Origin of the sequence: Actinoplanes missouriensis 431, from assembly GCF_000284295.1 — a bacterium.
In the GTDB taxonomy this organism is placed as follows: domain Bacteria; phylum Actinomycetota; class Actinomycetes; order Mycobacteriales; family Micromonosporaceae; genus Actinoplanes; species Actinoplanes missouriensis.
In genome coordinates this window covers 2,074,484-2,097,384 of record NC_017093.1, presented here as the reverse complement: position 1 = coordinate 2,097,384, position 22,901 = coordinate 2,074,484, and the positions used below count along the sequence as shown (strand labels likewise).

24 protein-coding genes and 1 pseudogene are annotated in these 22,901 nt (G+C 71.4%); 10 read left to right on the top strand and 15 right to left on the bottom strand.

Annotation, left to right across the window (positions count from 1 at the left end; genetic code table 11):
- Positions 1-304: 304 nt before the first annotated feature.
- On the bottom strand, positions 305-1,921 hold the full coding sequence (gene kstD / locus AMIS_RS09600) for a 3-oxosteroid 1-dehydrogenase (RefSeq protein ID WP_014442029.1): 1,617 nt from the start codon (positions 1,919-1,921) through the stop codon (positions 305-307).
- Positions 1,922-2,003: 82 nt separating this feature from the next.
- Here kstD (AMIS_RS09600) and AMIS_RS09595 point away from each other — a divergent pair, with 82 nt between their 5' ends.
- From AMIS_RS09595 to dmpG, 4 genes are read left to right on the top strand one after another with little or no spacing between them, the layout of a single operon-like run.
- Positions 2,004-3,566: an FAD-binding protein gene (locus AMIS_RS09595; protein ID WP_041829650.1), complete on the top strand. Its 1,563-nt coding sequence runs from the start codon at positions 2,004-2,006 to the stop codon at positions 3,564-3,566.
- On the top strand, positions 3,550-4,335 hold the full coding sequence (locus tag AMIS_RS09590) for a 2-keto-4-pentenoate hydratase (protein WP_014442027.1): 786 nt from the start codon (positions 3,550-3,552) through the stop codon (positions 4,333-4,335). The genes AMIS_RS09595 and AMIS_RS09590 overlap by 17 nt, the downstream gene beginning before the upstream one ends.
- On the top strand, positions 4,335-5,198 hold the full coding sequence (locus tag AMIS_RS09585) for an acetaldehyde dehydrogenase (acetylating) (protein WP_014442026.1): 864 nt from the start codon (positions 4,335-4,337) through the stop codon (positions 5,196-5,198). The genes AMIS_RS09590 and AMIS_RS09585 overlap by 1 nt, the downstream gene beginning before the upstream one ends.
- A complete protein-coding gene (gene dmpG, locus AMIS_RS09580; protein WP_014442025.1) occupies positions 5,195-6,205 on the top strand; it encodes a 4-hydroxy-2-oxovalerate aldolase in 1,011 nt (336 codons plus the stop codon). Before AMIS_RS09585 ends, dmpG begins: the two co-directional genes overlap by 4 nt.
- A 12-nt stretch (positions 6,206-6,217) precedes the next feature.
- Here the strand turns inward: dmpG and AMIS_RS09575 are convergent, their stop codons facing one another.
- Entirely contained in the window at positions 6,218-6,574 is a 357-nt protein-coding gene (locus tag AMIS_RS09575; protein ID WP_041829649.1) for a winged helix-turn-helix transcriptional regulator, read from the bottom strand.
- Between the two features lie 57 nt (positions 6,575-6,631).
- Here AMIS_RS09575 and AMIS_RS09570 point away from each other — a divergent pair, with 57 nt between their 5' ends.
- Entirely contained in the window at positions 6,632-7,231 is a 600-nt protein-coding gene (locus AMIS_RS09570; RefSeq protein WP_014442023.1) for an NAD(P)-dependent oxidoreductase, read from the top strand.
- Between the two features lie 57 nt (positions 7,232-7,288).
- On the opposite strand, the gene AMIS_RS09565 is transcribed toward AMIS_RS09570, so the two are convergent.
- From AMIS_RS09565 to AMIS_RS44950, 6 genes and pseudogenes are all read right to left on the bottom strand, one after another.
- Positions 7,289-7,798, bottom strand: a complete 510-nt coding sequence (locus AMIS_RS09565) for an FBP domain-containing protein (protein WP_014442022.1) — start codon at positions 7,796-7,798, stop codon at positions 7,289-7,291.
- A 43-nt stretch (positions 7,799-7,841) separates the two neighbouring features.
- Entirely contained in the window at positions 7,842-8,987 is a 1,146-nt protein-coding gene (locus AMIS_RS09560; protein ID WP_014442021.1) for a lipid-transfer protein, read from the bottom strand.
- Positions 8,984-9,358 carry a MaoC/PaaZ C-terminal domain-containing protein gene (locus AMIS_RS44020; protein ID WP_386934176.1) on the bottom strand — a complete coding sequence of 125 codons (375 nt, stop codon included), beginning with the start codon at positions 9,356-9,358 and terminating at the stop codon, positions 8,984-8,986. The genes AMIS_RS09560 and AMIS_RS44020 overlap by 4 nt, the downstream gene beginning before the upstream one ends.
- A pseudogene (locus tag AMIS_RS44830) lies at positions 9,344-10,183 on the bottom strand (bifunctional MaoC family dehydratase N-terminal/OB-fold nucleic acid binding domain-containing protein); the annotation flags it as partial. The pseudogene AMIS_RS44830 and the gene AMIS_RS44020, both read right to left, overlap by 15 nt.
- A 5-nt stretch (positions 10,184-10,188) precedes the next feature.
- A complete protein-coding gene (locus AMIS_RS09550; protein WP_014442019.1) occupies positions 10,189-11,316 on the bottom strand; it encodes an acyl-CoA dehydrogenase family protein in 1,128 nt (375 codons plus the stop codon).
- Entirely contained in the window at positions 11,297-12,118 is an 822-nt protein-coding gene (locus tag AMIS_RS44950) for an acyl-CoA dehydrogenase family protein (RefSeq protein WP_014442018.1), read from the bottom strand. Before AMIS_RS44950 ends, AMIS_RS09550 begins: the two co-directional genes overlap by 20 nt.
- A gap of 100 nt (positions 12,119-12,218) precedes the next feature.
- Here AMIS_RS44950 and kstR point away from each other — a divergent pair, with 100 nt between their 5' ends.
- Positions 12,219-12,815 (top strand): cholesterol catabolism transcriptional regulator KstR, encoded by a 597-nt coding sequence (gene kstR, locus AMIS_RS09540; RefSeq protein WP_014442017.1) that lies wholly within the window; start codon positions 12,219-12,221, stop codon positions 12,813-12,815.
- Here kstR and AMIS_RS09535 read toward each other — a convergent pair.
- The gene (locus AMIS_RS09535; protein ID WP_014442016.1) at positions 12,804-13,232 is read right to left on the bottom strand and encodes a type II toxin-antitoxin system Rv0910 family toxin; all 429 of its coding nucleotides are present in this window, start codon (positions 13,230-13,232) and stop codon (positions 12,804-12,806) included. The genes kstR and AMIS_RS09535 overlap by 12 nt on opposite strands.
- Positions 13,233-13,249: 17 nt before the next feature.
- The gene (gene kstD / locus AMIS_RS09530; protein ID WP_041829648.1) at positions 13,250-14,887 is read right to left on the bottom strand and encodes a 3-oxosteroid 1-dehydrogenase; all 1,638 of its coding nucleotides are present in this window, start codon (positions 14,885-14,887) and stop codon (positions 13,250-13,252) included.
- A gap of 130 nt (positions 14,888-15,017) precedes the next feature.
- Here kstD (AMIS_RS09530) and AMIS_RS09525 point away from each other — a divergent pair, with 130 nt between their 5' ends.
- From AMIS_RS09525 to AMIS_RS43300, 4 genes are all read left to right on the top strand, one after another.
- Positions 15,018-15,683 (top strand): PaaI family thioesterase, encoded by a 666-nt coding sequence (locus tag AMIS_RS09525; protein ID WP_014442014.1) that lies wholly within the window; start codon positions 15,018-15,020, stop codon positions 15,681-15,683.
- Between the two features lie 325 nt (positions 15,684-16,008).
- Complete coding sequence (locus tag AMIS_RS40345; protein ID WP_157434787.1) at positions 16,009-16,485, top strand: hypothetical protein; 477 nt, start codon at positions 16,009-16,011, stop codon at positions 16,483-16,485.
- A gap of 218 nt (positions 16,486-16,703) precedes the next feature.
- The gene (locus AMIS_RS44945) at positions 16,704-17,030 is read left to right on the top strand and encodes a HEAT repeat domain-containing protein (protein WP_014442012.1); all 327 of its coding nucleotides are present in this window, start codon (positions 16,704-16,706) and stop codon (positions 17,028-17,030) included.
- Positions 16,966-17,109, top strand: coding sequence for a hypothetical protein (locus AMIS_RS43300; protein WP_172666552.1), 144 nt, complete (start codon positions 16,966-16,968; stop codon positions 17,107-17,109). Before AMIS_RS44945 ends, AMIS_RS43300 begins: the two co-directional genes overlap by 65 nt.
- 52 nt (positions 17,110-17,161) lie before the next feature.
- Here AMIS_RS43300 and AMIS_RS09515 read toward each other — a convergent pair whose 3' ends face one another.
- The 5 genes from AMIS_RS09515 to AMIS_RS09495 form a co-directional block, all read right to left on the bottom strand.
- Positions 17,162-17,542 (bottom strand): VOC family protein, encoded by a 381-nt coding sequence (locus AMIS_RS09515; protein ID WP_041829647.1) that lies wholly within the window; start codon positions 17,540-17,542, stop codon positions 17,162-17,164.
- 11 nt (positions 17,543-17,553) lie between these two features.
- On the bottom strand, positions 17,554-18,393 hold the full coding sequence (locus AMIS_RS09510) for a MerR family transcriptional regulator (protein WP_157434786.1): 840 nt from the start codon (positions 18,391-18,393) through the stop codon (positions 17,554-17,556).
- A 53-nt stretch (positions 18,394-18,446) separates the two neighbouring features.
- The gene (locus tag AMIS_RS09505) at positions 18,447-19,463 is read right to left on the bottom strand and encodes a pectinesterase family protein (protein ID WP_014442009.1); all 1,017 of its coding nucleotides are present in this window, start codon (positions 19,461-19,463) and stop codon (positions 18,447-18,449) included.
- Between the two features lie 73 nt (positions 19,464-19,536).
- Entirely contained in the window at positions 19,537-21,444 is a 1,908-nt protein-coding gene (locus AMIS_RS09500; protein ID WP_014442008.1) for a hybrid sensor histidine kinase/response regulator, read from the bottom strand.
- Positions 21,445-21,466: 22 nt separating this feature from the next.
- Positions 21,467-22,783: a hypothetical protein gene (locus AMIS_RS09495; protein WP_014442007.1), complete on the bottom strand. Its 1,317-nt coding sequence runs from the start codon at positions 22,781-22,783 to the stop codon at positions 21,467-21,469.
- Between the last annotated feature and the right edge of the window lie 118 nt (positions 22,784-22,901).

Genomic DNA, 22,901 nt, shown 5'->3' with positions numbered 1-22,901 from the left:
CGGGTGGAGCCGTGTCACCTACGTGGGGGTAGCGCACACGTCACCACAGCACTGACGGCCGGCCGGTCCGGCCGGTCCGGCTGGCTGCCAGTGTCGTCGCCGGGACACTACGAACCAGCCGGCCGCCAGAGTCGTCCCCGCCGCGCTCCGAACCAGCCGGACCAGCCGGCCGCCAGAGTCGCCACCACAGCACCCCGAACCAGCCGGACCAGCCGGTCACCAGAGTCGCCACCACTGCACTCCGCACCAGCCGGACCGGCCGGCTGCCAGTGTTGGCGGGCGCCCGCTTGGCGAGCGCTACTCCTCAGCCCAGCCGTCCGGGGGCGTCGGCGGTCATGTCGCGGGCTGCGATGTATCCGAACGTCATCGCGGGACCCAGCGTCGCCCCCGCCCCCGCATACCCCCGCCCCATCACCGTCGCCGACGTGTTTCCGGCCGCGTACAGCCCCGCGATCGGCGCCCCGTCATCGCGCAGCACCCGGGCCCGCTCGTCGGTGCGCAGGCCGCCCTTCGTGCCCAGATCGCCCGGCACCAGGGAGAACGCGTAGAACGGCGCCTTCCGCAGCGCACCCAGGCACGGGTTCGGGCGCTGGCGCGGATCACCGTAGTACCTGTCGTACGCCGACTCGCCCCGCCCGAAGTCCGCGTCCCGCCCCCGCGCCGCGAACCCGTTGAACCTCTCGACCGTCGCCCGCAGCTCTCCCGCCGGCACGCCGATCCCGCCGGCCAGGGCCTCGATCGAGTCGGCGCGGTGGGCGATCCCGGCGTCGAACCAGCGGCGGGGCAGCGGGGTACGCGGGGCGCGGCCGGCGAAAACGTACCTGTCGCGGTAGCTCTGGTCGGTGATCAGCCAGCACGGCAGGTGGGCCGGCGGGCCGAGCATCGCGTGGACGGCGTCGACGTAGGGCGCGGACTCGTTGACGAAACGGCTACCGCTGCTGTCGACGATCAGGCTGCCGGGCAGGTTGCGTTCGGCGAGGCAGAAGTACGGCCCTCTGGTCAGCGGCAGCGACGGCCCCCACCACGCCTCGTCCATCAGGTCGAGCGCGGCGCCGAGCCGCTGCCCCGCCTCGATGCCGTCGCCGGTGTTGCCGGCCGCGCCGACGGTCCACGCGGTGCCGACTCCCTGGAACTGCCGGCGCATCCGCTCGTTCTGCTCGAAGCCGCCGCTCGCCAGGACGACGCCGCGCCGGGCCCACACGTCGACGTCGCCGCAGCGGATGCCGGCCACCCGATCGTTGTCGGTCAGCAGGTCTGTCATGGGTGTGTCGAGCCGGACCGGGACGCCGCTGGCGCGCAGACCGGCCCGCAGTCCGGCCGCGAGCGCCTGGCCCATGGTGAGCCGCCGGCGTCTGCGGAGCCGGTCGACGGCGGTGACCACGGCGAGCCGGCCGGCCGTGGAGATCGAGCGCGGATGCCGCAGCCCCAGTGACAGCCAGCGGAAATCGACGGCGGTGACGGCCATGCCGTTGGGGGCGGCGAGGTAGGGCGGTGCGAGATCGGGGAGGTCCGGTCCGGCTGCGCGGGCGTCCAGCGGGCGCGGTTCGATGGTACGGCCCCGCGCGAGCCCACCGGGCGCCTCCGGATGGTAGTCGGGGTAACCGGGCACCCAGGCGAACTCCAGGGGTGTGCAGGAACGGACAAGCGCCAGCATCTCCGGCCCGCACGCGAGGAACGCCTTCTGTCGTGTCACCGGCACCTCGGAACCGGCCACGTGCGCGAGGTAGGTCGCGGCGTCGTCGGTCCCGCCCAGCACCGCGTTGCCGGGGAGCCACAGCCCGCCACCGGACCGCGCCGTCGAACCGCCGAAGACCGACTCCTTCTCCACCACGATCGCGGACAGTCCGTGCCGGGCCGCGGTGAGTGCCGCGGTCATCCCGGCGGCGCCGCTGCCGACCACGACGACATCGAATTCTTCCACTAGAACAGGTTATAGTTATCGCGCTCTGGAGCGCCATGGAGCGCCTTGAAAAGCCATGGAGCAGAGCTGACCATACTGATACCTGTTTCAGGAGTGGACCGTGTGGGACGTCGTCGTGGTGGGCTTCGGCGCGGCCGGGGCGTGCGCCGCGATCGAGGCCGCCGAGGCCGGTGCACGGGTCCTGGTGATCGACAGGTTCGGTGGCGGCGGCGCGACGGCGATCTCCGGCGGGGTGATCTACGCCGGCGGCGGGACCCGCTTCCAGCACCAAGCCAAGATCAAGGACAACCCCCGCCTCATGTACGAGTATCTCCGCACCGAAACCCGCGACGCCGTCTCGCCGGTGACCCTGCGGCGGTTCTGTGAGCAGAGCGCGGAGATGCTGGACTGGCTGACCCGCCACGGCGTCCCGTTCGGCTCGTCGGTCTGCCCGGTCAAGACGTCCTATCCGACGAACCGGCATTACCTCTACGTCTCCGGGAGCGAGGATCCGCCCGTACCCCGTGGTCATCGCACACGCGCGAGAGGCACCTCCGGGCATGCGCTGCACCGGGCCCTGGCCGAGGCGGTCCGCGCAGCGGGCGCCGAGGTTCACACGCAGACCCGCGCGATCCGGCTGACCGGCGGCGGCGTCGAGTGCCGCACGCTGACCGGCTGGCCGCGGCTGGCACACCGGGTGCTGCACCGCTTGTCCGTGAAACCCGGCCTCTACCTGCCCGGACTCGGCCGCGTCCTGCATCGGCAGGTCATCCGCATCGAGGACCGCCATTCCGCGTCCCGGACGATTCCGGCCCGTGCGGTGGTGCTCGCCGCCGGCGGTTTCGTCTTCAACCGGGAGATGATGCGCGAGCACGCGCCGGCCTACCGTCGCGGGCTGCGGCTCGGCACGCCCGGCGACGACGGTTCGGGGATCCGGCTCGGCGTCCAGGCGGGCGGGGTCACCGCGCATCTGGACCGGGTCACGCTGTGGCGGTTCCTCACCCCGCCCTCGGCGCTGGCCGGTGGCCTGCTGGTGGACCGCGACGGGCGGCGGATCTGTGCCGAGTGGCGGTACGGCGCGGCCATCGGGGACGCGGTGCTGCGCCGTCCCGGCGGGCGGGCGTGGCTGCTGGTGGACGCGCAGCTGCTGGCCGCGGCGCGGCGGCAGGTGTGGCGGGAGACGCTGTGGTTCCAACGGTGGCAGGCCTGGTGGATGCTGGGGCCGGCCGGGCCGAGGATGGGCCGGGTGAGCGCGTCCGATGTGGAGGGCGTGGCACGCCGGGCCGGCGTGGATCCGGCCGGGCTGGCGGCGACCGTGCGCGACGCCGGCCGTGGCGGGCGGGGACCCTGGTCACTGATCGACGTCTCGATCGGGGCGCGCGGGCTGCCGGCGCCGATGCTGACGCTGGGTGGGCTGGCGGTGAACGAGGAGACCGGCGAGCTGGCGGTGAGCGAGTCAGCGGGCGAGCCCGCGATCGGCGCGGCGGCGAACGCCGGGAATGAGCGGAAAGTCGCCGTCTATGCGGCGGGGCGGAATGCGGCGGGCATCTGCTCGGGCGCCTATGTGAGCGGGCTGTCGCTCGCCGACTGTGTCTTCTCGGGACGGCGGGCCGGGCGTCATTCGGCCGCTTTCGCACTCGGAGGTGCCGATGCTCAGCGACGATGACTGCGCGCGAATCGCCGACACGTTGTGGGCGGCGGAGCGCGACCGCGCGCCGATTCCCCCGATCACCCGGGAACGGCCGGATCTGACGGCCGACGATGCGTACCGGATCCAGCTTTTGAACATCGGGCGTCGCGCGGAACCGATCGTCGGGCACAAGGTCGGCCTCTCCTCGGCGGCGATGCAGCAGATGATGGGCGTCGACGAGCCCGATTACGGCCACCTGCTGGCGGACATGCGATTGCGCGAGGACGAACCGGCCGACGCCCGCCGGTACTGCTATCCACGCGCCGAGATCGAGGTCGCGTTTCTGCTCGGCGCGGATCTGCCCGGTGCGGATTGCACGGAAGAGGACGTGCTGGAGGCGACCGAGGCGTTCGCGCCCTCGATCGAACTCATCGACAGCCGGATCGAGGATTGGCGGATCGGGCTCGCCGACACGATCGCGGACAACGCCTCCTCGGCCGGATTCGTGGTGGGCGCTGACCGCGTACCGCCGAAAACTCTTGATCCTCGGGGAATCGACGCCGAACTCTCCCGGAACGGGGAGGTCGTCGCGGCCGGGCGTTCCGATGCCGTTCTCGGGAATCCGGTGACGGCGGTGGCCTGGCTGGCGCGGACGGTGGCGCGTTTCGGGGTACGCCTGCGCGCCGGCCACCTGATTCTCCCCGGCGCCTGTGCGCGGGCCGTCGACGTGCGGCCCGGTGACCGATTCGTCGCCGAGTTCACAGGGCTCGGCGCGGTCCGGTTGACATTTCGCGAGGAGAACTGATGCTGACCGCCGCGATAGTCGGCTCCGGGAACATCGGCACCGACCTGATGTACAAACTGCTGCGATCCCCCGTCGTCTCGCCACAGTGGATGGCCGGGATCGATCCGTCGAGCCCCGGTCTGAAACGGGCCGCCGGCAACGGATTGGAGACCGGAATCGGTGGCGCGGAATGGCTGCTCACCCGCGATCCGCTGCCCGACGTGGTGTTCGAGGCGACGTCGGCGTCCGTGCACCGGGCCCATGCCCCGCTCTATGCCGCGGCCGGAATCCGGGCGATCGATCTGACGCCGGCCGCTGTCGGACCGGCCGTCGTCCCGTCGGTGAATCTCGGCGGGCACCGCGACGCCGCCAATCTGAATCTGACCACCTGCGGCGGGCAGGCGACCATTCCGATGGTCGCCGCGGTGTCCCGGGTGACACCTGTCTCCTACGCCGAGATCGTCGCCTCGGTGGCGTCGCGATCGGCCGGTCCCGGCACACGGGCGAACATCGACGAATTCACCCGGACCACCGGTCGCGGACTCGAGACGATCGGCGGCGCGGCCAAAGGAAAGGCCATCATCGTGCTGAATCCGGCCGAGCCGCCACTGATGATGCGGGACACCGTGTTCTGTGCCGTCACGCCGGACGCGGACCGGGACGCCGTCATCACCTCGGTCACCGACATGGCCGCCGACGTGGCCCGATCCGTGCCGGGATATCGGCTGCTGGACGAGCCGCAGTTCGACCTGGTCGGCGACGTCCTGCGGGTCGGCGTGTTCCTCGAGATCGAGGGCAGCGGGGACTATCTGCCGCCGTATGCCGGGAACCTGGACATCATGACCGCCGCCGCCACGCGGGTCGCCGAGGAGCTGGTGAGATGACCGCCGGGATCAGGATCACCGATTCGACGCTGCGCGACGGCTCGCACGCCAAACGGCACCGGTTCACGGCTGTCGAGGTGCGCGACATCGTGACCGCTCTGGACGCCGCCGGGATCCCGGTGATCGAGGTGGCCCACGGCGACGGGCTGGGCGGATCGTCGTTCACCTACGGCCTCAGCCACACGCCGGAGCAGGAGCTGATCAGGGTGGCGGTCGGCGCCGCCACCCGCGCGAGGATCGCCTTCCTGATGCTGCCCGGCGTCGGCGTGATCGACGACATCCGGGCGGCCGCCGGCAACGGCGCGAGCGTCTGCCGGATCGCCACACACTGCACCGAGGCCGACATCGCCGTCCAGCACTTCGGTCTCGCCCGTGACCTGGGCCTGGAGACCGTCGGCTTCCTGATGATGGCCCACTCGACACCGCCCGACGCGCTCGCCCGGCAGGCGCGGATCATGGCGGACGCCGGCTGCCAGTGCGTCTACGTGGTCGACTCGGCCGGCGCGCTGGTGCTGGACCAGGTCGGCGACCGGGTGTCGGCGCTCGTCGCGGAACTCGGCGACGACGCGCAGGTCGGCTTCCACGGCCACGAGAACCTCGGCCTCGGCGTGGCGAACTCGATCCTGGCCGTGCGGGCCGGCGCCCGGCAGATCGACGGAAGCACCCGGCGGTTCGGGGCGGGCGCCGGGAACACGCCGGTGGAGGCGCTGGTCGGCGTCTGCGACAAGCTCGGCATCCCCACCGGAGTCGACTTCTTCGCGATCGTCGACGCCGCCGAGGACGTGGTCCGCCCGGCGATGCCGGACGAGTGCCGGCTCGACCGGATGGCCCTGATCATGGGGTACGCCGGGGTCTACTCGAGTTTCCTGCTGCACGCGTACGCGCTGGCCGACCGCTATCAGGTCTCCGGCGCGGAGATCCTGGTCCGGGCCGGCGAGCGGCGACTGGTCGGCGGCCAGGAGGACCAGCTCATCGGCATCGCCCGCGAGCTGGCCTCGCGAACCTGACCGCTCCGGCGTTCAGATCGCCGGGCCGCCGCTGCTGCCCTGAGCCTCCCGGGCGTCCAGCAGCTCGTCCCAGTGGTCCGCGGTCCACGCGCACGCGGCGTTCAGCGGGCCGAGGATGCTGCGGCCCAGCGCGGTCAGCTGATAGGCCGGCGCCGGCACGGTGACCCGCTCGACCAGGCCGTCGCGTTCCAGTAGCCGCAGCGACTTGGTCAGTGCCTTCGCGGTGACGCCGCGGATCGGCACGCGCAGCTCGGAGAAGCGGCGCGGGCCCTGCTCCAGGCAGCGGATCACCATGCCGGACCACTTGTCGCCGATCCGGATCGGGGACAGCGCCGACGGGCAGACCGGATCGAACATGTCGGGATCCATGACGGTCACGGTAATCGGTATCCGATCGGAAACCGGGTCCCCGGATACGGTCCGCCCATGAGTGAGATCGCGATTTTCGGGGCGGGCGGCCGGGCCGGGCGAGCGCTGGCGGACGAGGCGCTGCGGCGCGGACACCGGGTCACCGCGGTGGTGCGCGACCCTCGACGGTACGCCGGACCCGCACCCGTGGCAGCCGGCGACGTGACCGATCCGGGTGATGTGGCAGCCGGACACGATGTGGTGATCAGTGCCGTCTTCGACCCGTCGGCTGAGCCCCGGGCGTTCTACACGGCGGCGGCCTGGGCGCTGCTCAGGATCGGCGCCCGCCGTCTCGTCGTGGCGGGTCTCGCGTCGGTGCTGCCGACCGCGGACGGAACCCTGCTGATGGACACGCCCGGATATCCGCAGGAGTACCGGGAGTTCTGCACGGCCCACGCGGCGGGGGCCGAGGTGCTGCGCGGATCAGGATCGGACTGGCTGGTCGTCAGCCCGGCCGGCGACTTCGACCACGGCGGCGGGCGGACCGGCCGCTATCGGGTCGTGCCGGCCGACGCGGCGAGCCGGATCTCGTACCCGGATTTCGCGGTCGCCGTGCTCGACGAGATCGAGCATCCGGCGCACCACCGGGTCCACATCGGCGTCGAAGGCCCCGCGTGAGCGGGGCCGGGTCTTGTGCGATTCATGTCCGTTCCCGGTCCTCGGAGGTAGGAGAGATCAGCCGGCGGCGACCCGGTCGGTGAACGCGGCCAGGTTGGTCATCGCCCGGGCGATCCGCTCCTGCAGGGTGAGCGTCTCCTCCCGGCGGACCAGCCGCATCTTCGGCTGCCGCTTGCCCCGCAGATAAAGCGAGCAGGCCAGATCCGAGCAGATGTACTCGCCCACGGTGTTGCCCCGCCGCCCGGCCGGACCGGCGAGCGGGGCCACGAACAGCCCCACCCCGGACGACGCGTGGTCGGTCAGGCAGATCCGGCACATGCTGGACCGCATCGCGGACACCTTGACGGCCTCCGGTCGCCGGAGCACGATCCCGGCGGGTTTCTCCTCGCCCGGCACCACGAGCAGCGCCCGCTGCGGCGCGCCCGGATCCGTCCAGCCGAGGAAGTCGATGTCGTCCCAGGGCACGGCCCCGTCGGCGAACCCGGCCGGCAACTTGATCCGGCCGGCCTCGCCCTTGCTGCAGTTGATGAAGGAGTCCCTGATCTCCTTCTCGTCGAGCTCTCGCATGGCCGCGAACCTAGCCCAGCCCCGGTCCCCTGACGAACGATTTCTACCCACTGCGCAAGATGAGGCCGCTGGTGGGGACTCCGGTTCCGGCCGTGACCAGGATCGGGCCGTCTCCGGGGATCTGGTTGGCTGCTGTGCCCCGGATCTGGCGGACCGCCTCGGTGATGCCGTTCATGCCGTGGATGTAGGCCTCGCCCAGCTGCCCGCCGTGCGGGTTCACCGGCAGCCGGCCGTCGAGTTCGATCGCGCCGTCGGCGAGGAAATGGCGCGCCTCGCCACGGCCGCAGAAACCCAATTCCTCCAACTGCATCATCACGTACGGGGTGAAGTGGTCGTACAACACGGCGGCTCGCACGTCCGCCGGTCCGAGCCCGCTCTGCTCCCACAGCTGGCACCCCACCACGCTCATCTCCGGCAGCGCCGCCACCTCCGAGCGGTAGTAGCTGGTCATCACGAACTGATCGGGACCGCTCCCCTGCGCCGCCGCGGCGATCACGGCGGGCCGGGCGGACAGGTCACGGGCGCGCGACAGCGACGTCACGACCAGGGCCACCGCGCCGTCGCTCTCCTGGCAGCAGTCGAGCAGCCGCAGCGGCTCGGCGATCCATCGGGAGGCTCGGTGCTCGTCCAGGGTGATCGGCCGGCCGGCGAACCACGCGGCCGGGTTGGTGGCCGCGTGCCGCCGCATCGCCACGGCGACCCGGCCGAAGTCGTCGGTGGTGGCGCCGTAGTCGTGCAGGTAGCGCCGGGCCACCATGGCGATCATCGCGGCCGGGGTGGCGAGGCCCATCGGGTAGTGCCAGCCGGCGTCGGGGTCCGGCGGGGTGACGGGCCGGCCGAACCGGCGGCCGGACCGCTCGTTCAGGGCGCGGTAGCAGACCACCACGTCGGCGAGCCCGGCGTCGACCGCGAGGACGGCCTGCTGGACGACGGCGCAGGCGGCGCCTCCCCCGTACCCGATCCGGCTCAGGAAGCGCAACTCGCCGATGCCCAGCTCGCGCGCGACGGCGATCTCGGGATTGTTGTCCATCCCGAACGTGACCAGGCCGGCGACGTCGCCGGGCCGCAGGCCGGCGTCGTCGAGCGCGGCACGGACCGCCTCGACCGCGAGGCGCAGTTCGCTGCGGCCGGAGTCCTTGGAGAACTCGGTGGCCCCGATGCCGGCGATCGCGCAGGTGGAGGGGATCACGACGCCACCGTGACCGTTCCGGTGACGTGCGCGCCGGCCGCGGTCCGCCCGGCGACGGCGATCTTTTCAGGGGAGACGACCGTTCCGGTGAAGGTGAGCGTGTCACCGGCGAAACAGGGCGTGCCGAGCCGGATCGCGATGCCCCGCACGTCGGCGTCCGGCAACTGGTCGGTGACGTAGCGCTGGACCAGCCCGGTGGTGGTCAGGATGTTGAGGAAGATGTCCTTGCCGCCCCGGCGCACGGCCGCGTCCCGGTCGTGGTGGACGTCCTGGAAGTCGCGGGTCGCCAGCGCCGTGCTGATGATCAGCGTCGGGGTGACCGGCAGCTCCCATGGATCGAGTTGGGGCAGGTCGGGACGCCACACCGGCAGGCCCCGGTCGAAGAAGACCCGCACCGGCTCACCGATCGTCACCGGCCGGGGAGAGCGCACCTCGCCGACCATCCGGACGCCTTCGGCCAGGTCGATCAGGCCGACCGTGAACGGGGCCCGGCGGCCCGGGACCGGCGGATGGTGGTGCACCACGAAGCTGTGCACGGTTCCGAGGCCTGCCGCCACCGTGTGCTCCTGCTTGAGGGCGCCGCAGCGCGGGCAGGCCGGCCCCGGCGGGTGGCGCAATGAACCGCACTCGCCGCAGCGCTGGATGCGCAGCTCACCGGCGTCGGCCCCGGCCCAGAAGAAGGCGTTGTCCGCCGTCACGACGGGCCGGAGCGGGTCATCACGGGCGACCCGCGGAGTGGACGTCTCGCGGTATTTCAGGATCCGGAACGTCATCGACGCGACCGGCTCCGCACCACTGAACCATGTCGACCGCGTGGTCACGAACCACCCCTCCCCCAGGGCTGTCCGCTTCGGACCCACCACGGACTCCAGCCGGCTGCGGACCGAGATCTCCTCGCCCACGCGCGGGTACCGGTGATAGACCTGTTCAGAATCGGTCGCGACCACGTGGGGAAAGCCGGCGTCGTCGAGCGCCGAGGACATCGCCTGCAACGGATCGGTCTCCCCGGGCGACAGCCCTCGCATCGTCCAGACCTGGATCATCGCGGGCGGCGCGACCAGGTCCCGCTCGTACCGCGGTGAGGTGTCGCCGATCGCCTCCAGCCAGTTCCGGATCATCGGCAGGTTGACCGGATCGCGGCCACGGCGGGGCGCCGTCTCGCCCGCCGCCAGCAGGGTGGAGACCAGCTCGTCCATCTCGGTCACCTCGGCACTCGGGGCAGGCCGAGGCCCGCGCTCGCGATGATCTCCCGCTGCACCTCGTTCACGCCGCCGCCGAAGGTCAGCACGAGGTTCCGCTGGTTCTGCAGGTCCAGCCACTCCAGCAGGTCCGGGTCGCCGCCGAACCGGGCCACCAGCTCGGCCAGCTCGGCACCGAGGCTCAGCAGCCGCTCGGAGGCGAAGACCTTGGTGGCGGACGCGTCGGCCGGGTTCGGCTCGCCGCCGGCGATCTGCGCGTTGAGAAGCTCGTTGACACGTCTCGCGGCGAAACACCGGCTGAGCGCGCGGCGGACCTCCGGGTGGGTCACGGCGCCCGTCGCGTACGCCCAGTCTCGCACCCGGTCGAAGAGCGCGCCCAGACGCCCGGCCGGACCGAGCATGACCCGCTCGTGGTTGAGCTGCGCGGTGATCAGCCGCCAGCCCTCGTTCTCCGCGCCGACCCGCATCGCCACCGGCACCCGCACGTCGTCCAGGTGCACCGCGTTGACGTGGTGCGCGCCGTCGCAGGTGATCAGCGGCGTCCACGAGTATCCGGGGTCGGCGGTGTCGACGATCAGGATGGAGAGCCCGTGGTGCTTCGGCGCGTCCGGCGCGGTCCGGCAGGCCAGCCAGAGGAAGTCCGCGTCGTGCGCGCCGGTGGTGAACGTCTTCTCTCCGCTGACCAGGTAGAACTCGCCGTCCCGGACGGCGCGGGTGCGCAGCGACGCCAGGTCGGTCCCGGCCTCCGGCTCGGTGTAGCCGATCGCGAAGTGCAGGTCTCCGGCCAGGATCGGCGGCAGGAACCGTCGCCGCTGCTCGTCGCTGCCGTGCGCGAGCAGCGTGGGCGCCACCGTCTGCAGCGTGACCGCGGGCAGCGGCACGTCGGCGCGTGCCGCCTCGTTCACGAAGATCTGCTGCTCGACCGGCCCGAGACCGCGCCCGCCGAACTCGACCGGGAAGCCGAGCCCGAGCCACCCGTCGCGACCCAGGCGGGACACCAGGTCACGGTGGGCGCGTCCGTGCCGTTCGCGGGCCAGCGCTGCGCGCTGATCCCGGGTCAGGAGCTTTCCGAGGTACGCCCGGAGCTCGTCCCGCAGCGCGCGTTGCCGGTCAGTCAGGTCGAGGAACACAGCGCTCCCCCAGGGTGGACAGGGCCTGCTCGGCACCGCCGAGGAACCGGACCAGGTCGCGGATCAGCGTGGTGTGCCGGTGCAACGGGTAATCGATCATCAGCCCGAGCCCGCCGTGCAGGTGGTGACAGGCGCGGAGCGCGGGGGGTGCCTCGGCGGTGAGCCACTGGGCCGCGACCGCGAGATCGTCGCCCGCCTGCCGCCCGTTTCCGGCCCGCCCGTCGCCGGCCCGCCCGTCTCCCGTCCGCCCGTCTCCCATCCGCCCGTCGCCGGCCCGCTCCGCGTCCAGCCACCAGCACGCGGAGAGGACGGCCAGGTGCAGGGTGCGGCTCGCGATGTAGACGTCGGCGATCTGCTGGGCGACGGCCTGGAACGTGGCGAGCGGGCGGCCGAACTGCTCACGGGTGCGGATGTGGCGCGCGGTCAGGTCGAGCGCTCCGGCCAGGGCGCCGGCGCCGAGCGCGCACGCCGCGGCGACGGTCAGTGGGTGCGGTGCGGGGCGGGACGTGGCTTCCCACCGTACCCAATCGGGGTGTTGATCTTTGGGGTCCTCGATGGTCAGGGACGTCCCGTCGATCCGGAGGGCGGGAAGGGCCGCCGCCCCCCGGCCGATCTCGACGAGCACCAGCGCGGTCTCCAGGACGCCCAGCCCGGCACCACCCTCGCGCTCCGGCGCACCGAGCGTGAGCAGACCGGCCTGGCCCAGCCCTTTCCAGAGCCGCTCCGGAGTGCCCGCGCCGGCCACCACCTCGGCCGCGAGCCGGCTGATCGCCTGCTGCGTCTCGTCCGGGTGGAAATCCATAGCGGAATTAGAACACGTTTCAGTTTGAACGCGCCACCGATGGGTGACACAGGACCGCAACGCGCCGTTGCTAGGCTTGATTCACCGGCGAGGGGGAGAGATGGCGACAGCGAGAACGAGTACCACCGATGCCGAGCAGGGATCGGCTGCTCAGCGTGATCGCCGGCGGCGGATCCTGGAGGCCACGCTGGCGCTGGCGTCCAAGGGCGGCTACGACGCCGTCCAGATGCGCACCGTGGCGGAACGGGCCGAGGTCGCGCTCGGCACGCTCTACCGTTACTTCCCCTCGAAGATCCATCTGCTCGTCTCCGCGCTGGCGCTGGAGCTCGAGGCGATCCAGGACAAGCTGAGCCGCAAGCCGATCCCCGGCGACACGCCCTACGACCGCACGCTCTACGTGCTCAACCGGGTGACCGGCGCCCTGCAGCGCGACCCGATGCTGGCCGAGGCGATGACCCGGGCCTTCATGTTCGCCGACCCGTCGGCCAGCGCCGAGGTCAACGCGGTGGCCCGGCTCATGGAGGAGATGTTCACCCGGGCCATGCACGACGGCGAGCCGACCGCCGACGACCGCGCCAAGGCCCGGGTGATCGGTGATGTCTGGCTGTCCAACCTGGTGGCCTGGGTGACCCGCCGCGCGTCGGCGAACGACGTGGTCAACCACCTCGAGCTGGCGACCCGGCTGCTACTCCACTAGACCCGTCAGCTTGTCCAGGGCCTGCTTCGCGGCAGGCCCGGCCTGCTTCTCCAGCATCGCGGCCATCGGCCCGTTCAGCGCCGGTCCGAGGAACTCCATGTCGTAGGTGATCTGGGTGCCGCCCTCGGCGGGCGTGAGCTCGAAGCGGTTCTTCGCCTTCACGCCCATCGGGCCGTCGCCGGCCTGCTCCAGGGTCGTCCCGTCCGCGGTGACCACCTTCCACGCCATGTCCGCGGGCATGCCCATCAGCTTCACCTTCTGCTTGTACTGCGCGCCCTCGGTGAGGGTCGCCGGCACGTCGCCGGTGAAGCCCTGATGCATGGCGTTCCACTCGGGTGTCCGGGCCGGATCCGCCAGCACCTGCCAGATCTGCTCGGGGCTGGCCTTCGTCACGGTGGACACACTGACCTTGGGCATTCTGTTCCTCCTCGGGGTTAGGAATTGCTCGCCAGGTCTTTCCCGGCCACGTAACCGAAGGTCATCGCGGGGCCGAGGGTCGAGCCGGCGCCGGCGTAACTGCGGCCCATCACCGCCGCCGACGCGTTGCCCGCGGCGTAGAGGCCGGGGATCGGCTCGCCGCCGGTCGTCAGCACCCGGGACCGGGCGTCGGTGACCAGGCCACCCTTCGTGCCGAGGTCACCGGGGACGATCTTGAAGGCGTAGAACGGCGGCAGCCAGATCGGGGCGAGGCACGGGCTGGGCCGGTTCGTCGGGTCCGCGAAATACGCGTCGTAGACGCTGTCACCACGGTGGAAATCGGTGTCGCGGCCGGCGCGTGCCTGCGCGTTGAACCTGTCGACGGTGGCCCGCAGCGCGCCCGCCGGCACGCCGATCTTGGCGGCCAGCCCGGCGAGCGTCCAGTCCTTGACCAGGGCGCCGCTGTCGTACCACGCCTGCGGGTAGGGCAGCAGCGGCGCGGTCTCCTTGAAGAGGTACCGGTTCCGGTACTCCTGGTCGGTGATCATCCAGGCCGGGAAGTGGTCGCCGTCGTACATCACGTGGACCACGTCGCTGTACGGCGCCGCCTCGTTCACGAACCGCCTGCCGGTGCCGTCGACGAAGACGGTGCCCGGCAGCGTCCGCTCGGAGAGGCAGAAGTACGGCCCCTCGGGCAGCGGGATCATCGGGCCCCACCAGGCGTCGTCCATCAGGGCCAGCCCGGCGCCGGCCCGCTCGCCGGCCTCGATGCCGTCACCGGTGTTGGACGCCGCGCCGACCGTCCAGTCCACCCCGATCGGCTCCCGCTGGAACTGCTTGCGCATCCGCTCGTTGTGCTCGAACCCGCCACTGCCGATCATCACGCCGCGCCGGGCCCGGATCACCGTCTCCCGGTTGCCGACCAGGGCGATCACGCCGGCCACCCGGCCGTTCTCGACGAACAGGTCGACCAGCGGGGTGCTCAGCCGGACCGGCACATCGGCGGCGAGCAGGCCGGCCCGCAGACCGCCGGCCAGGGCCTGGCCCATGGTGACCGGCTTCTTGCCCTGCGCGGCGAGCTGGAGGTATCGCAGGACCATTTCACTCGCGACCGCGAGACCACGCGGGTGCCGGGCGATCAGGGCCAGCCACCGGTAGTCGACGGTGTAGACGACCGTACCGTCCGGGCTGGGGATGTAGGACGGGTTGAGGTTCCTCATCTCGTCGCCGAGGATGTTCGCGTCGAGCGCCTCCGGCTCGATCGACCGGCCGGCCGGCATCCCGCCGGGCAGCTCCGGATAGTAGTCGGAGTAGCCCTCCATCCAGCGGAACCGCAGCGGCGACCACTGCTGGAGGAACGCGATCGCCTGGGGGCCGGCGGCGAGGAACGCCCGCCGCTTGGCCGCCGGCACCTCCGGGCCGACCACCGCCGCCATGTAGGTGTCCGCCTTCGCGAACGAGTCCGGCACTCCCGCCGTCAGCAGCACGTCGTTGGCCGGGACCCAGATGCCGGCGCCGGACCGGGCCGCCGAGCCGCCGAAGACCGCCGCCTTCTCCAGGACGACCGTGCTCAGTCCACTGCGAGCGGTGGTGAGCGCGGCCGTCATGCCTGCCGCACCGGCGCCGACAACGATCACGTCGAATTCCACGGGCACCCCCTCCGGATAACTAGAACAGGTTATAGCAGTGTGAGAAGATTCACTAGCTGCGCGGGTGCGTGCGGTGTCCTCGTTGGTAGAACCTGATTCTGTTCGGCAACCGCCGCCCGGCGCCCGAGGAGACGATGTGACCGACAGCGTTCAATCCGTCGACCGGCTGACGGCCCGGCGGGAGGCGATCGCCGATCTCGGCGACGCGCTCCGCGAGCTGATCGAGCACGCGACCGCCACCGAGGCGCCCGCCGAGGAGCTGATCCGGGCCGCCGAGCTGGTCCGGCAGGCCGCCGCGCCGCTCGGCGAGCGGATCCGCGACCGCAGCCAGCTCGCCGCCGCCGACGACCTGCTCGGCGGCGTACGGATGTACAACCCGGTCATCGGCTCCGGCAGCGCGATCGCCCCGCCGGTGCGCATCGAGGCAGCCGGCGGGGTCGCGACCGGCGCCTGCACGCTCGGGCTCGCCTATGAGGGCCCGCCGATGTACGCGCACGGCGGCGTCAGCGCGATGCTCCTCGACCAGATGCTCGGTCACGCGGTGACGACGTCGGGCAACCCGGGGATGACGGTGCGGCTCGACACGTCGTATCGCAGGCCGGTCCCGCTGCACACTCCCCTGCGCCTGACCGCAGAGGTCACCCAGGTCGACGGCCGGCGGGTGACCGCCATCGGCGCCATCGCGACGGCCGAGACGCCGGACGACGCCCTGGTCACCGCGACCGGGCTGTTCGTGGCGCTCCGGGCCGACCAGGCGCAGCGCCTCTTCGGCCCGGTGATGAGAAACAGACGACCCGCCTGACCCGTCGTTGTCCGGGCCCCTTGTCGTTCAACCGGTTCGGCGGCCCTCCTTGTGATGGGCCGGCCGCTGGTGAACCCGGCCGGTGATCAGGATGAGTCCACGTCGTGCCGGGCAGCGGGCTGCCGGTTGCGGGAGCCGGGCGGTCGATAGGCGCCAGTTGCACCCACCCTCACCGGATGACGCCCGATCACCGTCGACCAGACCAGAGGTGAGCCCCGAATGCACGGATCTGCCGATGTGAGTGCGTTGCGGCACGTGGCTGAATCCGGCGGCCGCCAGCAATGTGCGGCTTGAGGTGCTTGCTTGCCTTCCCGATAATAATCGGGTGCAAGCTGATGAGGCCCAGACCCGTGAACTGCTGCAGACGCACGATGATCCAGGCCATATGGAGTTCCCCGCACATTTCGACCACGAGCGGGCTGCGACACGATTCTCGCAGCTTGAGTCCGGCCTCCGCACCGCCTTCGGCGCGTGCTACTCCAGCGCCGGTCAGGACAGCAGCTTTCACGGCGACATCGAGGTGCCAGCCGCTGTCACGTCTGGCGGTCTGATGCTCAGGGTCCGGATCAGCAACTTCGGCGACCTCGCCGCCGCTTCCTCGGAAGAAGCCCTCTACTGCGACGATGCCGAACTCGCTGAACTGCTGCACCCTGCCGACGCTGCTCGCGTTTACGGAGCGCTGGATTATCTAGGCTACATCGCTCTACGGCTGGACCCCTTGGAGGAAATGTACAACGGCGCCAGCGCATTCCTGCGTGAGCGAGGGGCACCGTGGTGGGATCGCTACTTCGACTATTTGTGACGTTTGGTCAGCGTCGACATCGCGCACTGACATGCCGCAGATAACGCGTGGTCCTGGCTTTTCGCAATCCGCACCGGCTCGATCGCCAGCACGCCCCGTAGTCGCCATTGATGACGCAGCGGACTGGTCGCGGGGACGCCAGGGGGGACCAGAGGTTGCCCGCCAAGCTGATCGGACGTGCTCTTGTGCCGAGGATTCGATATGCGTTGCGCGGTTGAATGCTCGGGAGCGAAGATCAACTTCATGACGTTTCGAAAGGGCCGATGAGCCGGGTCGAGCCTCCGCAGGTCAGGCTTGAGGGTGTACGGATGGCGCTCGCGGCGATGCGGGAGTGGCGGGCCGCGCCCGCCCGGGTGACGCCGGTCCTGACCCCGCTGCTGCGTGACGAATCCTCCGCCGTACGGTCGGCGGCGCTGCACGCGCTGGCGGCTTCGCTGACCGCGTCCCGTCTGGCCGCCGACGATCTCGCGTCGTTGCTGGATGACGCACGACCGGCTGGACCGCATCGTGGCCTCCCCACATCGAGCGGGAATCGGTCTCGGTGACGACGACGGCGAGATGCGGGCGGACGAGACGCTGCTCGCCGCCACCATCGCCGCCCGTCAGCGGATTGCGGCTGACTGAGCCGGGATGGTGGGCGGCCGGCGCACAGCATCGCTGGCGGCGAAGCGGAGAGCTACGGGGTCGCGGCGGCGGGGCCGAGGTCGAACTCGTTGCCCTCCGGGTCGCGCATGGTGATCCAGTGCCAGCCGAACGCCTGGTGCTCGTCGATGCGGCTGGCGCCGAGCGTGAGCAGCCGGTCGACCTCGCTCTGCCAGTTCGGCACCGGGCGGGCGGTGAGGTCGAAGTGCAGCCGGTTCTTGGTGTGCTTCGGCTCGGGGACCTTGATGAACATCAGAGCCGGGGCGCTGCCGCTGGTCGCGGCGCCGTGACCGATGGTGGCGAATTCGGCGGTGGCGCCCGGGTCGACCGGGCGGTCCAACGCCTGCGACCAGAACACGGCCAGCTTCTGCGCGTCAGCGCAATCGATCACGATCTGGGCGATCGACAGGGACATGTGGTGCTCCTTCACAACGAGAGGGACGACGGGGTGACGGGCCAGCACACCTCGGTCCGCAGCCGGGCCGGGTCGTCGGTGTCGGCCGATGTGACCAGGTAGAGCTCGCGGACCGGCCCGGAGGCGCCGACACCGCGTTCGAGCACCTGACGGCCCAGGACGCCGTAGGTCTGGTCCAGATCGCGACACGGTCCGGCGTGGACGGCGACCGCCAGCGCTTGCGCGGGAAGCACACCCCACCGCACCCCGCCGCCGTCCGGGCGCGCGACGCGCTCGCCGTCCGGGGGCGCGGCGACCGGCAGGAACGCCGTCACCGGGCCGCCGGCCTGGAACCACTCGAAGGCGTACAGAGCCCCGGCGGGCCCGGCCGGCGTCAGGCCCCACCGGCCCGCCACCTCGTACAGCAGCGGGTAGGCCATCGCGCACCACGGGGTGAGGCTGTCCTGGTCGACGTCCCCATCGATCATCAGGCACTGTTCCTCGCCGGCCTGCCGGAACGTCAGCTCGCCGGCGGAACTGCCGGTCAGCAGCGCCCGCAGGGAGCCCACCGCCGCCGCGGTCGCGGTCAGCTCCTGCCGCAGGACGTCGAGATGGGCGGCGATCATCGCATCCCGCGCCGCCGGATCGGCCGCCGACACCACCCGCCGGACGCCGTCCACCGGCATCCGGACCTCCCGCAGCCGACGCACCAGCTGAGCCGGCTCCACCTGCTCCGCGGTGTAGTAGCGGTAGCTCGTCGACGGATCGATCCAGGCCGGTTCGAGCACGCCGACGTCGTGATAATGCCGCAACGCCTTGACCGTCAGATGGGTCAGCCGGGCAAACTCCCCGACCGTCAGTAACTCTGCCACCCGGACAGCCTGCACCCTCCGGTAAGGGGAGGGTCAACCAGCGGCACGTGTCCTCAGCCGCGGCCGCACGGGTTCCAGCCGTCGGCGCCGCGCAGGGCGGCGTCCACCGTGTACGCGGCCGCCTCCTCCCGGGTCAGCTGCGGCCGGTCGGGGGTGACCGTCGCGCCCGGCCCGGTGTTGCGGTACTCGGCGAAGCGGGCCTCCTCCCACGGCCACGTGCCGAAGTCGGTCCACGGCGCGGCCGGGATGTGCGCGCCGATCCAGGACTCCCGGATGATCGTCTGCCCGATCGCCTCGGGGTCCTGGCTGGGGTGCCACGGACGGCCCAGGAAGACGGATCCGGGCGGGGCGTCCGAGGTGAAGCGGGAACGGTGGAAGAGCAGGCCGTACGGGTTGGTGCGGTCGGTGCTGGGCGCGGTCACGTAACCGGCGGGCGTGCTCGCCCGGTTCAGCGAGTGGATGTGGCAGCGGTCGAAGACGGCGGTGGCCCGGCCGAAGATGAAGTCGACGTCGCCCTCGACGTAGCAGTCCCGGAAGTACGCCCGCGCGATCACCCCGGCCGCCGAGCTGTTCACATAGAGGGTGTCCTGGTTGCCGAGGAACCGGACCCGGTCGAAGACCAGCCGGTCGGCGCGGGTCAGCACCGCGACCGCCTGCCGGTTGGTGATCTCCGGGTGGGCGGCCTCGTCGAAGAGGTTCGCGAAGGTCAGGCGCGTGACCCGCAGGCCGGCGCCGTCCACGGTGACCGAGGCGCTGCCCGAGGTTCCCCAGGTGCCGCCGTCCGGTTTCGGGGTGCCGTTGGCCCGGTCGTCGGCGATCACCACGTCGGCGGGTGAGCGCCCGAGCCCGCGCAGTTCGATCATCGGCTTGCCGGCCGGGATGATCACCTGACCGAGGTACGTTCCGGGGCGTACCCCGATGATCGCGGGCTCGCCGGCCGGGACCGCGTCGATCGCGGCCTGCACGCTGGTGTGGTCGCCGGTGCCGTCCGCCGCCACGGTCAGCCGCAGCCGCCGGGGAGCCGGAATCGCCGCGGCGGCGGGAATCGCCAGGAACATCCGTCTGCGCATGCTCGACCTCCGGCTCTCTCTGCGGGAAAGGGCTTTCCCAGCAGCGCACGGTAGGACTGCAACTAAATTCATGTCAATGGATGTGCTGGGCGAGCAGCTGGTGCACCTCGTTCAGCAGGGTCTTCGAGTCGAACGGCTTGTGGATCAGCGGCGCGTCCGGCGGCATGGCCTGCCCGCCCGGCGCCGGGCCGCTGGTGTACCCGGACATGAACAGCACCGGCAGGTCCGGCCGCTGGGCGCGCAGCTCGGCGGCGAGCTGCGTGCCCGACATCCCCGGCATGATCACGTCGCTGAGCAGCATGTCGAAACGCAGGTCGTCCTCGCGGCACATCCGCAGCGCCTCGGCCGGATTCGCGGCGGCCGCCACCTCGTACCCGGCCTTGCGCAGCAGGCGGCAGACGATGTCGCGGACCGCCTCCTCGTCCTCGACCACGAACACCCGCCGGCCCCGGCCCGGACGGGCCGGTGGAGGCAGCTCCACCATGCCGGTCCCGGGCGTCAGCGCGACGCCGGCCGGCAACCGGACCCGCAACGTGGTGCCGCGGCCCGGCTGTGACTCCAGGCTGATCGTGCCGCCCGCGTCGGTCACCACGCCGTACGCCGTGGCCAGCCCCAGCCCGGTGCCGCTGCCCCGCCCGCGGGTCGTGAAGAACGGCTCGAACGCCCGGGCCAGCACCTCCGGCGTCATCCCGCACCCGGTGTCGACGACCGCGAGGCTGACCTGTGCCGCGCCGTCGCCGGCCCGTTCCAGCGAGGTGGCGATGGTGAGCCGGCCGCCGTCCGGCATCGCGGCGCGCGAGTTCAGCACCGCGTTCATCAGGACCTGCTCCAGCTTGCTGCGGTCCATCACGATCGGCGGCAGGTCCGGCGCCAGCTCGGTGGTGAACTCGATGTCCTCGCCTAGGGTGCGGCCCAGCATCCGCTGCAGATCCTCGGCGACCGCGTTCAGGTCGAGGGTCTCCGGCCGGGACGGCTCGGAACGGCTGAAGATGAGCAGCTGCCGGGTGAGCGCGCTGCCCCGGTTCGCGGCCTGCTTGATCCCGGCCGCGTCGGCGTACCCGGGATGGTCCTCGCCCAGCTCCTCGGCGAGCATGTCGGCATACCCGGAGATCACCGCGAGGATGTTGTTGAAGTCGTGCGCGATCCCGCCGGCGAGCTGGCCCAGCGAGTCGAGCCGTTCCGCCTGGCGCAGCTGCTGTTCCAGCTCGGAGCGCTCCCGCTCGGCGGCGATCCGCTCGGTGACGTCCCGCATGATGCCCTCGACCGCGACCACCCGGCCGGCGTCGTCGGTGACGGTGCTGGCCCGCTGCTCGATGAAGACCATCCCGCCGTCGGCCCGGCAGAGCCGGAACGTGATGGTACGGGTCCGCGGCGCCTGCCAGGACTGCTCGAAGAGCGGCCGGTCCTCGGGCAGCACACACTCCATGATCAGCTCGGGCCGCGCGTAGAACTCCTCGGCCGGTCGCCCCGTGATCGACTCCACGGCCCGGCTCAAATACTCCATGCCCGGTTCGGGTTCCAGCCGGTACCGGAAGATGATGTCCTGGGCGTGCTCGGCGAGCAGCCGGAACCGTTCCTCGCTGTGGCGCAGCGCCGCCTCGGCCCGGCTGCGCTTGGTGATGTCGGTGGAGATGCCGGCCACCGCGTACGCCCGGCCGTCCCCGTCGATCAGCGGAAACTTCGCGGTGATGTACGTGCGTGGGCCGTCCTCCCCCGGCGCCTCCTCCTCCATCTGCACCGGGACGCCGCCGGCCAGCGCCTCGAGATCGTTCTGCCGGAACTTGTCAGCGATGTCCCGGGGAAACAGATCATGGTCGGTGAGCCCCATGATGTCCTCGCGGCGCAAGCCGAACAGGCGCTCGTACTCGCGGTTGACCAGCAGATAACGGCCGTCCGCGTCGCGCATGTAGATCACCGCGGAGGTGTGGTCGATCAGTGCCATGAGCTGGTCGCGGCCGATCTCCGGCAGCGGCGCCCTCATCCCTGCCTCACCATGCCCCCGCTCAGCCGGTCAGCTCGACCACGACGGGCCGGACCGCTCCCCGTGCGGACCGTACCTCCGAAATTGGTCCGATATCTGCTTTTTCGGCGGTTATCACGGGGCGGAAGGGGGCAAGGACGTGGTCCTGCCGGGCCCGGGTGAGGCGTTCCAGGAACGTTTCCGTCATCCCGGTCGTGCCGGCCCGGTTGGACACCAGCTCCTTGTCGCCGAGACCGGCCCGGTCGCGCAGCCGCTGCGGCTTGAACAGGAACTTCTTGCTCAGCATCAGATGCGCCCCGGCGGCACGGGCGTGCATCACCAGCAGCCGGTACCAGTCGACGATCGCCGGGTGGTGCGCCACGAGACGGCGCAGATCGCCCTCGTCGGCCAGGCGCAGGCTCTGCTCGTCGGCGCCCACCGCGGCGAGCAGCCGCTGCGGCAGCGTCGGGCCGTCCATCAGCTCGGCGAGCTCGGCGCGCTCGGCGGCGAGCAGCGCCGGGAAGAGCCGGCGGGCCTGCTGGTCGTAGTCGTCCACCGCGATGCCGAGCAGGAAGTCCCGCTTCAGCGCCTCCGGGTCCAGCGCGCCGCTGGGCGGGATGTCACCGAGCGTCCAGTGCGCGGCGAACTGGCGGAACACGTCCATGAAGTGCTCGGCCGGCATGGTCTGCTCGGGCGGCAGCGCCGCGAACTCCACCATCAGCCGGCGGAGCGCGTCCAGCAGGACGGTCGCGAGGCGTACCCGATGGCGGGCGTCCGCACAGATCAGGCCGACCCGGTCCGAGGTGAGCGGGCAGAGCAGCTCGTTCACCGCCAGCTCGACCGCCTCACCCTGCTTGACCAGCAGGAAGAAGCGCTCCTCGCCGGGTGATCCGGTGTAGCTGCGGATCCGGCCGTCGTCGAAGACACCGGGCAGGGTGGCGAGCGTCTCGTCGCCCAGCCGCACCTTGATGGTCCCGACGTTCCAGCGCACCAGCGAGGCGAAACTGTCCCGGTCGTAGTGCCCGGTCCCGGTGTGCTCGGCCAGCGCCGTGAAGTAGGTGCGGAAGGGGATCCGCTCGGGGCCGGCGACCACGCCCTCGAAGGCGTCCTCGGGATGCCGGATGCCACCGGCGATGTGCTCCTGCCAGTGGCGGGCCACCGAGGCACCGACGAAACCGAGGTTCACCAGGAGCTGCTGCGCCTGGTACGGGGTCAGCTGGGCCACGTCGGGCAGCTGGTCCAGAACGTGTTCGTGCAGGTCGTCGAGCAGCAGCTCGGTCGGGGCGTGGTCTTGCAGGATCGCTCGGTTCAGGCGGGGCAGCTCGTGCAGCACCCAGGCGCCGATCTGTTCCGGAAACATCCGATGCAACACCTCCTACCGTTCTGTTCGGCGTGGTGGCAGAACGGGTTAAGTGAGCACTGTCACTGCGAAATGACGTTTCCCGCTAAATCGGAAATATAGCTATAAAGTATGCGCA

What these genes read in the sequence shown, in the direction of transcription:
- AMIS_RS44950 (WP_014442018.1), bottom strand. Translation starts at nt 12,118, where the DNA reads ATGGATTTCCACCCGGACGAGACGCAGCAGGCGATCAGCCGGCTCGCG.
- dmpG (WP_014442025.1), top strand. Translation starts at nt 5,195, where the DNA reads ATGACCGCCGGGATCAGGATCACCGATTCGACGCTGCGCGACGGCTCG.
- AMIS_RS09535 (WP_014442016.1), bottom strand. Translation starts at nt 13,232, where the DNA reads ATGCCCAAGGTCAGTGTGTCCACCGTGACGAAGGCCAGCCCCGAGCAG.
- kstR (WP_014442017.1), top strand. Translation starts at nt 12,219, where the DNA reads ATGGCGACAGCGAGAACGAGTACCACCGATGCCGAGCAGGGATCGGCT.
- AMIS_RS44945 (WP_014442012.1), top strand. Translation starts at nt 16,704, where the DNA reads ATGCTCGGGAGCGAAGATCAACTTCATGACGTTTCGAAAGGGCCGATG.
- AMIS_RS43300 (WP_172666552.1), top strand. Translation starts at nt 16,966, where the DNA reads ATGACGCACGACCGGCTGGACCGCATCGTGGCCTCCCCACATCGAGCG.
- AMIS_RS09495 (WP_014442007.1), bottom strand. Translation starts at nt 22,783, where the DNA reads ATGTTTCCGGAACAGATCGGCGCCTGGGTGCTGCACGAGCTGCCCCGC.
- AMIS_RS09500 (WP_014442008.1), bottom strand. Translation starts at nt 21,444, where the DNA reads ATGAGGGCGCCGCTGCCGGAGATCGGCCGCGACCAGCTCATGGCACTG.
- AMIS_RS09575 (WP_041829649.1), bottom strand. Translation starts at nt 6,574, where the DNA reads ATGGATCCCGACATGTTCGATCCGGTCTGCCCGTCGGCGCTGTCCCCG.
- AMIS_RS09590 (WP_014442027.1), top strand. Translation starts at nt 3,550, where the DNA reads ATGCTCAGCGACGATGACTGCGCGCGAATCGCCGACACGTTGTGGGCG.
- AMIS_RS09570 (WP_014442023.1), top strand. Translation starts at nt 6,632, where the DNA reads ATGAGTGAGATCGCGATTTTCGGGGCGGGCGGCCGGGCCGGGCGAGCG.
- AMIS_RS09585 (WP_014442026.1), top strand. Translation starts at nt 4,335, where the DNA reads ATGCTGACCGCCGCGATAGTCGGCTCCGGGAACATCGGCACCGACCTG.
- AMIS_RS09565 (WP_014442022.1), bottom strand. Translation starts at nt 7,798, where the DNA reads ATGCGAGAGCTCGACGAGAAGGAGATCAGGGACTCCTTCATCAACTGC.
- AMIS_RS09515 (WP_041829647.1), bottom strand. Translation starts at nt 17,542, where the DNA reads ATGTCCCTGTCGATCGCCCAGATCGTGATCGATTGCGCTGACGCGCAG.
- AMIS_RS09505 (WP_014442009.1), bottom strand. Translation starts at nt 19,463, where the DNA reads ATGCGCAGACGGATGTTCCTGGCGATTCCCGCCGCCGCGGCGATTCCG.